The 10391-nt window shown below is 70.1% G+C and carries 11 protein-coding genes; 9 read left to right on the forward strand and 2 right to left on the reverse strand.

Annotated features, from left to right (window positions below; genetic code table 11):
* Positions 1 to 57 precede the first annotated feature (57 nt).
* Together FV242_RS22500 and FV242_RS22505 are read left to right on the forward strand one after the other, a co-directional pair.
* Positions 58 to 1113, forward strand: a complete 1056-nt coding sequence (locus FV242_RS22500; protein ID WP_147940477.1) for an asparaginase — start codon at positions 58 to 60, stop codon at positions 1111 to 1113.
* 260 nt (positions 1114 to 1373) lie between these two features.
* Positions 1374 to 2744, forward strand: a complete 1371-nt coding sequence (locus FV242_RS22505; RefSeq protein ID WP_147940478.1) for a D-serine ammonia-lyase — start codon at positions 1374 to 1376, stop codon at positions 2742 to 2744.
* Between the two features lie 43 nt (positions 2745 to 2787).
* Here the strand turns inward: FV242_RS22505 and FV242_RS22510 are convergent, their stop codons facing one another.
* Positions 2788 to 3723, reverse strand: a complete 936-nt coding sequence (locus tag FV242_RS22510; protein ID WP_187278514.1) for a LysR substrate-binding domain-containing protein — start codon at positions 3721 to 3723, stop codon at positions 2788 to 2790.
* A gap of 179 nt (positions 3724 to 3902) precedes the next feature.
* Here FV242_RS22510 and glyA point away from each other — a divergent pair, with 179 nt between their 5' ends.
* The 3 genes from glyA (at position 3903) to FV242_RS35660 (ending at position 6002) form a co-directional block, all read left to right on the forward strand.
* Positions 3903 to 5165, forward strand: coding sequence for a serine hydroxymethyltransferase (gene glyA, locus FV242_RS22515; RefSeq protein ID WP_147940480.1), 1263 nt, complete (start codon positions 3903 to 3905; stop codon positions 5163 to 5165).
* An 85-nt stretch (positions 5166 to 5250) separates the two neighbouring features.
* Entirely contained in the window at positions 5251 to 5493 is a 243-nt protein-coding gene (locus FV242_RS35655; RefSeq protein ID WP_246692822.1) for a LysR family transcriptional regulator, read from the forward strand.
* A gap of 50 nt (positions 5494 to 5543) precedes the next feature.
* Positions 5544 to 6002 carry a hypothetical protein gene (locus tag FV242_RS35660; RefSeq protein WP_246692823.1) on the forward strand — a complete coding sequence of 153 codons (459 nt, stop codon included), beginning with the start codon at positions 5544 to 5546 and terminating at the stop codon, positions 6000 to 6002.
* 7 nt (positions 6003 to 6009) lie between these two features.
* Here FV242_RS35660 and FV242_RS22525 read toward each other — a convergent pair whose 3' ends face one another.
* On the reverse strand, positions 6010 to 6450 hold the full coding sequence (locus tag FV242_RS22525; RefSeq protein ID WP_147905918.1) for an Lrp/AsnC family transcriptional regulator: 441 nt from the start codon (positions 6448 to 6450) through the stop codon (positions 6010 to 6012).
* Between the two features lie 228 nt (positions 6451 to 6678).
* Between FV242_RS22525 and FV242_RS22530 the strand changes: the two genes are divergently transcribed.
* The 4 genes from FV242_RS22530 to FV242_RS22545 form a co-directional block, all read left to right on the forward strand.
* Complete coding sequence (locus FV242_RS22530; RefSeq protein WP_147940481.1) at positions 6679 to 7935, forward strand: D-amino acid dehydrogenase; 1257 nt, start codon at positions 6679 to 6681, stop codon at positions 7933 to 7935.
* A gap of 41 nt (positions 7936 to 7976) precedes the next feature.
* Positions 7977 to 9143: an alanine racemase gene (gene alr, locus FV242_RS22535; RefSeq protein WP_147940482.1), complete on the forward strand. Its 1167-nt coding sequence runs from the start codon at positions 7977 to 7979 to the stop codon at positions 9141 to 9143.
* A gap of 114 nt (positions 9144 to 9257) precedes the next feature.
* On the forward strand, positions 9258 to 10166 hold the full coding sequence (locus FV242_RS22540) for a LysR family transcriptional regulator (RefSeq protein ID WP_147940483.1): 909 nt from the start codon (positions 9258 to 9260) through the stop codon (positions 10164 to 10166).
* Between the two features lie 93 nt (positions 10167 to 10259).
* Positions 10260 to 10391, forward strand: a 132-nt coding sequence (locus tag FV242_RS22545) for an NAD(P)-binding domain-containing protein (protein ID WP_246692824.1), incomplete at its 3' end; no start/stop codon positions are given.

Genomic DNA, 10391 nt, shown 5'->3' on the forward strand with positions numbered 1-10391 from the left:
CCTGGAACATCCACCCGCCGGCTCGTGGTCCGGCCGCGTCGAAAGACAGAATCAGACATGCTCGGACGTATCGGCGCGACCGTCGCCACCCTATCGGCGGTCATGACCCTCGGCGGCGCGCCCGCCTCCGCGGCCGGACCGCAAGCGAAGCCAAGGGTCCTGGTCCTGGCGACCGGTGGGACCATCGCGCAGACGACCGGCAAGGATTCCGTCCTGTCGGGCTCTGCGCTGGTCGCCGCGGTCCCAGGGCTGGATGCCGCCGCGGACGTCAGCGCCGAGCAAATCGCGCAGGTCTCCAGCCCGGACATCACCGCCGAGGTCTGGCTGCGCCTGGCCCGTCGGATCGACGAGGTCCTGGCCTCCGGCGCCGCGGACGGCGTCGTGGTCACGCACGGAACCGACACGCTGGAGGAGACTGCGTATTTCCTCGACCTCGTCGTCAAGAGCGATAAGCCGGTCGTGGTGGTCGGGTCCATGCGGGGATCGAGGGCCGTCAGCGCCGACGGACCGGCGAACCTGGCCAACGCCGTGGCCATCGCCGCGGACCCCGCCGCCAGGGGGGCCGGCGTGCTGGTCACGCTCAACGACGGGATCTATGCCGCCCGCGATGTGACGAAGACGAACACCACCGGGTTGGACGCGTTCAAGGCGCCCGATATCGGTGCCTTGGGCATCATGCAGGGGCACAAGCCGCATTTCTACCGGACGACGACGCGACCGCAAACCGCCGCGACGGAGTTCGACGTCTCCACGCTGCGCGCGTTGCCGCGTGTGGCGATCGTCTATTCCTACGTCGATGTCGGCCCCGCCCTCCTGAACGCGGCCATCGGAGACGGTGCCAAGGGCATCGTCTATGCCGGAACCGGTAACGGCAGCATCCCCAAGGCCGTCCAGCCGGCGGTCGCGGCCGGGGTGGGCAAGGGAGTGGTCGTCGTGCGTTCGTCCCGCGTCAACGGCGGCTTGGTCGAACGCAATGGCGAACACGACGACGACGCCCTCGGCACCGTGACGTCGGACACCCTGAACCCGCAGAAGGCCCGGGTCCTTCTGATGCTGGCGCTCACGAAAACGAGCGATGCCAAGCAGATACAGCAGATGTTCTCGCGATACTAAATGCAGGGCTGCGAGCGGGCGGATGGGACGGTGAGGGGCTCGCCGGTCCCGAGCTCCAGAGGAAGATCCGTTCGATCGCTCGCACGAACGCCCTGAGAATCGACTGAGCGTCAGCCGGGCGCTTGCCAGCACCCGCGCGGCGATCCTCCGGGAGCTGCGCGCGCTCGGCGTCCCGGTTTATGACACGGTCTGACCCGCCGTCTGCGACCCGGCGCCCGGCGATCGCCGGGCCGGAGCGTCGACCAGCCAGGACCCTCCCGATGACCCGGCAAGCCCCTTCGATCCATGGACGGCCGCTCGATGTGTGGCTCTCCACTCATCCCCTGATCGGCGACTTGATCGCGGGCCGGGAGACCGCGTGGTTCAACCCCGGCATCGCGCCGGCGGCGACCGGGCTCGCCGATGCCGGGCTCACCCTGTCGGACGTCGAGGATGCGAGCGCGCGGTTGGCGCGCTTCGCTCCGCTGCTCGTCCGGTTCTTCCCGGATCTCGCCGCCACCGGGGGGATCATCGAGTCGGACCTCGTCGCTGTACCCGCCTTCGCGGACGCCCTCCGTCGGCGCTACGGCTACGAGGGCGGCGGCCGGCTTCTGCTGAAGAAGGACAGCCACCTGCCGGTCTCGGGTTCGATCAAGGCGCGCGGCGGCCTCTACGAGGTGCTGAAGCGGGCCGAGACCTTGGCCCTCGGAGCCGGGCTGATCACGACCGGCGACGACTACACGGCGCTCGGCGGGGCAAGCGCGCGCGCCTTCTTCGCAGATTACAGCGTCGCGGTCGGCTCCACCGGCAATCTCGGCCTGTCGATCGGCATCATGAGCGCCAAGATCGGGTTCCGAACCACGGTCCACATGTCGGCGGATGCACGGCAGTGGAAGAAGGACCGCCTGCGCGCCTCCGGGGTCACGGTGGTCGAGCATGCCGGCGATTACGGGGCCGCGGTGGCCCAGGGGCGTGCCGAGGCCGACGCCGATCCGAACTGCCATTTCGTCGACGACGAGCACTCGAAGGATCTGTTCCTTGGCTACGCGGTCGCCGGCCTGCGGCTGAAGCCGCAGCTCGCCGCCCTCGGCGTGCCGGTCGATGCGCAGCACCCGCTCTTCGTCCACCTGCCCTGCGGGGTCGGCGGTGGCCCGGGCGGGGTCGGGTTCGGGCTCAAGCTGGTGTTCGGGGATGCGGTCCGGTGCCTGTTTGCCGAGCCCACGCCCTCGCCCTGCATGCTGCTCGGCGTCTATACCGGTCTGCACGAGCAGATCGCGGTTCAGGATTTCGGCATCTCCAACGCGACCGTCGCGGACGGCCTGGCGGTCGGGCGGCCGTCGGGCTTCGTCGGCCGGGCGATGCAGCGTCTGGTGGATGGCTATTTCACGGTGGCCGACCAAGAATTGCTCGACCTCCTGGCTCTGCTCGAGGCCAGCGAAGGCCTCATGTTGGAACCCTCCGCGGTCGCGGGCGCACCCGGCCCCGCCCGCATCGTGGCCGACGACGCCTACCGCGCCCGCCTGAACCTCGACCGCGACCGCTTGGAGGCGGCCACGCATATCATCTGGGCTACCGGCGGCAGCATGGTCCCCCCGGAGGAGGCGCGCGCATACCTCCGCCGGGCCGGTACAGGGGTGGCACGTTCAGCGTGACGGGTGTCGCGATCCGCGACGCGCGCAGCGGCCGTTGAGGCGATCAGCCTGCCCGGTCGCCTACCGTGCTGCGGGGGGGCGACGCCGTCTCGCGCAGCCACGCGACCACGGCTTCCGTTCCCTCCTCGAGCCCCCGCCCTTCGGGCAGGATCAGCGAGAGTGGGGGACCGAGCAGGGCGGCCCCATCATCGATCGGTGCCAGCAGGCGCCCGTCCCCCAATGGGGCCTGCAGGAGGCTGCTGTGGCCGATCAGCAGTCCGGCCTCCTCGATCGCCGCCTCCACGGCCATGCTGTAGAGCGAGAACGTCGATCCGCGGCGGGCGTCGACCCGCCTGTCGCCGGCATGTCGCAGCCATCGCGCCCAGTCGTTGCGCCATCGCGCGTCGTGGAGCAGCGTCATGTCGGCCAGGCCCGCCAGATCCAGGCTGTGCCCGCGCCCGGCCAGGAGTTGGGGCGAGCAGACCGGAAACAGCCGGTCCTCCACGAGCGTGTGGGCGGTGCAATTGGGCAGGCTTCCGTCCACGAAGAACAGGCCGAGGTCGAACAGCTCCCGGGTGAAGTCCGGCGGGTTCTCCAGCGCGACCACCGAGAATTCGAGGTTCGGGAACGCCTTGCGCATCGCCCCGAGGCGCGGCGAGAGCCAGAGCTGCGCCACGCAGGGGAGGGCCGCGATCTGTATCTCCCGCCGGTCGGCGTGCCGACGGAGGCCGTGGGCCGCGCCGGCCAGGGCATCGAACGCCTCGACAAGGCGCGGCAGCATCGCCCGGGCTTCGCTCGTGAGCTGAAGGCCCCGGGCCTTCCTGTGAAACAGCGGCCTGCCGACCCAATCCTCCAGCGCGCGAACCTGCTGCGCGATCGCGGCCGCGGTGACGCAGAGTTCGTCGGCCGCGCCGACGAAGCCCTCGTGGCGGGCGGCCGCCTCGAAGGCACGGAGCGCCTTCAGCGAGGGGAGGGACGGCCGTGGCGGCGAAAGGGGCATCGAAGGCCTAGGTGAGCTTGGTCTCGCAGCCACGATATGTCGTTTGCGGACCCTCGGCAAAAACCGCATCCAAAGGGCGATCACGGATCGCGGACGGGCGGTCGGCGGCACGCCCACGCGGCGCCCCGACGGCTGCCGACCCGCGTCTCCCTCCTTCTCTGCGGCCCGGGCCTTTCGACATGACATACCTCCACAAGGGCTACTTCACGGAGGGGCTCGACGCCGATCCCGAACTGGCGGCATCCATCCGCGGGGAGCTGCGACGCCAGCAGAACGGGATCGAGTTGATCGCGTCCGAGAACATCGTGTCCCGCCTCGTCCTCGAGGCGCAGGGCTCGGCCCTCACCAACAAGACCGTCGAGGGCTTCGCATTCGCGCGGTATTACGGCGGCGCAGAATTCGCCGACGCGGTGGAAGATCTGGCCCTTCGGCGGGTCAAGAAACTCTTCGGCGCGCGCTTCGCGAACGTGCAGTCGCATTCCGGATCGAACGCGAATGGCGGCGTCTTCCTTGGTTTGCTGAAGCTTGGCGACACCATCCTGTCGATGAACACCGCCGCGGGCGGCCATATCAGCCACGGACATCCCGCCACTCTGACCGGGCGGGACTACAACATCGTCCGGTACGGCGTTAACCGCGACACCGAACTCGTCGATCTGGACGAGCTTCGCGGCCTCGCCCGCCAGCACAAGCCCAAGATGATCATCGCGGGCGGGTCTGCCTACGCCCGGGTCCTGGACTTCGCCGGACTGCGCGCGATCGCCGACGAGGTCGGCGCCTACCTGGTCGTCGACATGGCCCACTTCGCCGGGCTGGTGGCCTCGGGGATCTATCCCGATCCGTTGCCGCACGCGCATGTGGTGACCTCGACCACCTACAAGTCGCTCCGCGGTGCCCGCGGCGGCCTCGTGCTCTGGAACGACGAGGCGCTGAGCGACAAGATCAACTACGGCATCTTCCCGGGCGTGCAGGGCTCGGTGATGCTGCACATCGTGGCCGCCAAGGCGGCCTGCTTCGGCGAGGCCCTCCGGCCGGAATTCAAGGGCTACAACCAGGCGGTGCTCGATAACGCCCGGATGCTGGCCGCCACGCTGGCGGAGGCCGGCGTCCGCCTGGTCGCCGGCGGCACGGATTGCGGGCTGATGCTCGTCGATCTCGTCAACCAGGGTATCACCGGCGACATCGCCGCGAAGGCGCTGGAGCACGCGGGCCTGGCGGTGAACAAAAACCAGATCCCGTTCGACGAGCGCCCCCCGGAGGCGCCGTCGGGTCTGCGCCTGTCCAGCAACGCCGGCACCGCGCGCGGCTTCGGGGGCGACGAGTTTCGCGCGATCGGCACCTGGATCGCGCAGATCGTCAAGGCCCCGTCCGACGAGACCCTCGTCCGCGCGATCCATGGGCAGGTCACGGAACTCTGCGCTCGCTTCCCGATCTACCCGTAATCGAACCGGTGCCCCCCGGCTCGCGAAGCCGGGGGCTCCGGCGGCCGGCGCCGTCGTGGAGACAGTCACCGGCCGGGCGCGGGCAATGGCTCGCACGCGCCGGCGCACGCTCCGGCAGCTGTCCGTGCGCGGGACCACGGCCTCGCTGGCCGAAGCGCTGGGCGTCTCGCCGGCGGCTTTGTCCCAGCAGATCGCCCGCCTCGAAGCCGAGCTGGGCATCACCCTGGTCGAAGAGCGCGGCCGAGGGGGCATCCGTCCTCACCCGCCGGCGCACGCCTCGTCCTGCACGCCGAGCCTGCACGCCTCGTCCTGCACGCCGAGACGGTAATCGGGGTCATCTCTCCGAACACCGCCTCCGCCTCGTCCGGCAGGGCGGCCGTGACGCTCCACGACCTGCGGATCGAAATCCGCGCGTTGGACAACCCCGACAAAGGTTATTTGGAGATCGTAGTCGGGGCCTGCCGCCCCGTCGGCTGCGAGCCGAAGATCCACGCGCATCGTCACGGTTTCGAGGTCGTGCAGGCGATCGTGGAGGCCGGCTGCTGCGTCGCGATCCGACCGCACTTCAGGCTGGGGGGCACCGGCCGAAGCCTGTGCGTGATCGAGCGCGATTCGCCCATCGCCCGGCGGATCTCGTGGGCGTTCCGCCGGGGTAGGTGGACCCAACCTATCGATCGCCGCCGTCCCGCAGGCCTCGGCGCGGGCGACGGATGTCCCGTCCCGCGATGCGATGGCGTGTCAGCCGGCCGCCGCGATCGGGGGCAGGCCGCCTGCGCTGGATCCGGTGATGGCCGTTCGGCCGCGGATTGCCCGTCATGCTGGCCGGATATCGGGTGATCGCAGGTCAGCGGCCGACGACACTCCGGATCGTGAAGCTGGATTGGATCCGGGATACGCCGGGCAGCTTCGACAGCACGGATCGGTGAAGCCGCTCGTATTCCCCGGCATCGGCCACCCGGATTTTCAGCAGGTAATCCGAGCTGCCCGTCATGAGGTAGCAGTCCTGGATGTCCGGGCAGCGGCGGACGGCGGCCTCGAATCGGTTCAAGTAATCCTCCGTCTGCCGCTCCAGCTCGATCTGGGTCATCACCACGAGGCCCGATGCCGCCGACGCGTCGAGCAGCACGGTGTAGCCTCGGATCGTCCCGTCCCGCTCCAGCATCCGCAGCCTGCGCAGGCAGGCGGAAGCGGACAGGCCGACGCGCTTGGCCAGGGCCGCGTTGGGCATCCGGGCATCCGCGCGCAGGGCGTGGAGGATGGCGGTGTCGATTTCATCCTGTGGCATCGCGCAACGATCTGTCGTTCCGTGGCAGTTCCTGTCGTTGCATGGCATCGGTTTGGCAGAACCTGCAACATGTTCGCAGCATCGTGCGCGGCTTTCGTTGTTCGATACACCTCGGCCGGCGACCGGGCGACGCGTTTCCCGCAGACCTCTCTGAGGATTCCGCGATCGCGGCGTTCCGGGCGGCGGCTGAGCGCCGAATGCGGATTTTCGGTGCCGAGGAGAGCGATCATGCGGGTCTTGGTTCTGGGAAGTGGCGTGGTCGGCGTGTCCTCTGCCTATTATCTGGCGAAGGCCGGCCATGAGGTCACGGTGATCGACCGGCAGCCCGCCTCCGGCCTGGAGACCAGCTTCGCCAATGCCGGCCAGGTCTCCCCCGGATATTCCGCCCCCTGGGCCGCGCCGGGTATCCCGGTCAAGGCGATGAAGTGGCTGATGATGCGCCACCGCCCCCTGGTCCTGTGGCCGTCCGTCGAGCCCCGTCTCTACGGTTGGCTCGCCCGCATGCTGGCGAACTGCACGGAGGAGGCCTACGCCCGCAACAAGGGCCGGATGGTGCGGCTCGCGGAATACAGCCGCGACGTCCTGCGCGACCTGCGCGACGAGACCGGCATCGCCTACGACCACCGCGAACAGGGCACGCTGCAGCTGTTCCGCACGCGCAAGCAGCTCGACCACGTGGGCGACGACACGAAGGTCCTGGACGCCTACGGCGTGGCCTATCAGGTCCTGGACCCGGCGGGCTGCGTCGCCGCCGAGCCGGCGCTGGACCGCGTGAAGGACAAGATCGCGGGCGGCCTGCGTCTCACCGGTGACGAGACCGGGGATGCCCACCTGTTCACCCAGAGGCTCGCCGCCATCTGCGAGGGGCTCGGCGTGTCGTTCCGCTACACCATGACCGTGACGGGGCTCCAGGCCTCGGGCGGTCGCGTGACCGGCGTCGCCTGCGGGTCCGAGGTGCTGCGCGCCGACGCCTACGTGGCGGCGATGGGCAGCTTCACCCCGGCGCTCCTGCGGCCGCTCGGGCTGAACCTGCCGATCTACCCGGTCAAGGGCTACTCCCTGACCCTGCCCGTCACGGATCCGGAGGCGGCTCCGGTCTCCACCGTGATGGACGAGACGTTCAAGGTCGGCTTGACCCGGCTCGGCGACCGCATACGGGTCGGCGGCACCGCCGAGCTCGCCGGCTTCAGCCAGGCCCTGCGCCCGCCCCGCCGCGCGACCCTGGAGCGATGCGTCCACGACCTGTTTCCGGCCGGGGGCGACCTCAGCCGGGCGACGTTCTGGACGGGCCTGCGCCCGATGACGCCGGACGGGACGCCCATCGTCGGGGCGACGCGGTATGACAACCTGTATACGAATACCGGCCACGGCACCCTTGGCTGGACCATGGCCTGCGGGTCAGGCCGGCTCCTTGCGGACCTGATGTCCGCCCGGGCGCCCGACATCGCCCACGAAGACCTCGCCGTCGGCCGTTACGCGGCCTGAGACCGGTGGACGCGCGCGTGTGTGATCGGGAGGCGGATAGGGTGGACGCGTTCGACGATGGCGGGCGTCCGTACGCGGGGGCGATTCTGACGGTCGATCTCGACGCCATCGCGGCCAATTACCGGATCCTGTCAGGCCGCCTCGCCGGGGCGGAATGTGCCGCGGTGCTGAAGGCGGACGCGTATGGCCTGGGCGCCGCGCGCGTTGCCCCCGTCCTGTCCGCGGCCGGCTGCCGAACCTTCTTCGTGGCCCATCTCGACGAAGGGATCGCGCTCCGGCGGCACGTTCCCCGGGGGGCCGCCGTGTGGATCCTGCACGGAGCCCCCCGCGGGGCCGAAGCCGAGTGCCTGGAGCACGGGCTGGTGCCGGTCCTCAATACGCCGGGCCAGCTCGCGCGCTGGGCCGCGCTGGCCCGGACGCGGGCATGCCGGTTGCCGGGGCTGTTGCAGGTCGATACCGGCATGAGCCGCTTCGGTCTGTCTCCCGCCGAAGTCGCGGCCGTCGCGGATCGGGCGAGCGAGCACGATGCCGTGGCGTGGCGGCTCATCATGAGCCACCTGGCCTGCGCGGACGCCCCCGACAGCGATGCGAACCCGACGCAACGGTCCCGCTTCGAGGATGCGCGGCGCCGGCTGCCGCCCATGCGCGCCAGCCTCGCCGCGTCCTCCGGCATCTTCCTGGGAGCGGATTACCATTACGATGTCGCGCGGCCGGGTGCGGCCCTGTTCGGGGTGGCGCCGGTTGCTGGGCGTCCCAACCCCCTGCAGCCGGTGATCAAGCTGGAGGCCCGCGTCCTGCAGGTGCGCGACGTGCCGGCCGGGACGGCGGTCGGATACGGCTACACCGCACGGACGGCGGTCGCGTCGCGCCTCGCGACCGTGGCGGTCGGCTATGCGGACGGATTCCTGAGGAGTGCCAGCGGTCGCGGCGCGGTCTGGGCGGGCGGCGTCGCGCTGCCCATCCTCGGCCGGGTATCGATGGACAGCATCGTGGTGGACGCCTCGGCTCTCCCGCCCCGGGCGCTGGCCGAGGACGACGCGGTTGAGATCATCGGCCCGCACCGCTCGCTAGACGCGGTCGCGGCCGATGCGGGTACCATCGGGTACGAGGTGCTGACCGGCCTGGGTGATCGGTTCGACCGCCGGTACGTCCACGGGGCGGACACCGCTGGTCCGACGCGGGATCCGAGCGTCGGGCCTCGACGGTAGGCGACCGGCCGCGCGGCACAGGCGAAGGTCGATGGGCAGAAGGCATGGCTCGGCCCCGTCGATGCGGGCTCACGCCTTGATATGCGGAGGACCAAAGCGCACGCTCGCCCGACGATGAACGATCGAGCGCTGCGATACTTCCTGGCCGTCGTCCGGACCGGCTCCGTCCGAGGCGCCGCGGAGGCGCTCAACGTCGCGGCCTCCGCGGTCAGCCGCCACATCAGCGAGATGGAGGCCGAGTGCGGCGAGAACCTTCTGGAGCGGCTGCCGCGCGGCGTCGTGCCGACGGAGGCCGGGCGCCTCGTCGCCCAGCACGCGCAGCGCCAGGCCGACGAGGCTGCCCTTCTCGAGGACAACCTCAAACGGCTGCGCGGCGTCCAGCGGGGGACGATCCGGCTGACCTGCGGCGCGGGCTTCCTGGTCGACCTGCTCGATAACGGCTTGGCCAACTTCGTCACGGCCTACCCCGGAATCTCGTTTCAGGTCTCCCTTGGGACAACGGACAGTGTGCTGTCGGCGGTCGCACAGGGCGATACGGATATCGGTCTCGCCTACAACCCGCCCGCCCATCCGGACGTGCGCGGCGTCGTATCGGCGCGGCACCCGCTGCTGGCCGTCCTGCCGAACAACCATCCCCTCGCCGGTTCCTCGACCCCCGTGGGCCTGCGCACCTTCGCCTCCGAGCCGGTCGTCCTGCTTCCCTCCGATCATGGCGTGCGCCAGTTGCTGGGACGCGTCGAGGCCGATGGCGGTTTCCGGCTCGTCGCACGCCTGGAGACAGCGTCGTTCGAGTTGCACAGGCGCTTCGTGACGGCGGGGTTGGGCGTCGCGTTCCTGCCGCGTTTCGCCGTCGCGGCCGAGCTGCAGACCGGCGCCGTCTCCGTGATCCCCCTGCTCGACCCGGTCCTGTCCGAGGCGAGCGCACACCTCGTCGTGCGCTCGGGACGGCGGCTGCCGGAAGCGATGGGCCGGCTGCTGGGCTGGCTCACCGAACACCTGGTCGCCTTCCAGCCGCAACGCTGAGTGTTGCCTTTACAAGAACGACTTGTTCGCAAAGCAAGTCTTGTAGCGACCGTATCGACGATCGATACCATTTCCTAAACGGAAGGTGTCGAAATGAACATTGAGACGATAGGTGTCGTCGGGCTCGGCAATATGGGTCTCGGCATGGCGGCGACCTTGGCGCGCAAGGGCTTCGCGGTCATCGGCTACGACATCAGCGACGCCCGGCGCGCCGCCGTCGAGGCG

Source organism: Methylobacterium sp. WL64 (genome assembly GCF_008039945.1).
Taxonomy (GTDB): Bacteria; Pseudomonadota; Alphaproteobacteria; order Rhizobiales; family Beijerinckiaceae; genus Methylobacterium.

What these genes read in the sequence shown, in the direction of transcription:
- FV242_RS22530 (WP_147940481.1), top strand. Translation starts at nt 6,679, where the DNA reads ATGCGGGTCTTGGTTCTGGGAAGTGGCGTGGTCGGCGTGTCCTCTGCC.
- FV242_RS22510 (WP_187278514.1), bottom strand. Translation starts at nt 3,723, where the DNA reads ATGCCCCTTTCGCCGCCACGGCCGTCCCTCCCCTCGCTGAAGGCGCTC.
- glyA (WP_147940480.1), top strand. Translation starts at nt 3,903, where the DNA reads ATGACATACCTCCACAAGGGCTACTTCACGGAGGGGCTCGACGCCGAT.
- FV242_RS22500 (WP_147940477.1), top strand. Translation starts at nt 58, where the DNA reads ATGCTCGGACGTATCGGCGCGACCGTCGCCACCCTATCGGCGGTCATG.
- FV242_RS22505 (WP_147940478.1), top strand. Translation starts at nt 1,374, where the DNA reads ATGACCCGGCAAGCCCCTTCGATCCATGGACGGCCGCTCGATGTGTGG.
- FV242_RS22525 (WP_147905918.1), bottom strand. Translation starts at nt 6,450, where the DNA reads ATGCCACAGGATGAAATCGACACCGCCATCCTCCACGCCCTGCGCGCG.
- FV242_RS35655 (WP_246692822.1), top strand. Translation starts at nt 5,251, where the DNA reads ATGGCTCGCACGCGCCGGCGCACGCTCCGGCAGCTGTCCGTGCGCGGG.
- FV242_RS22540 (WP_147940483.1), top strand. Translation starts at nt 9,258, where the DNA reads ATGAACGATCGAGCGCTGCGATACTTCCTGGCCGTCGTCCGGACCGGC.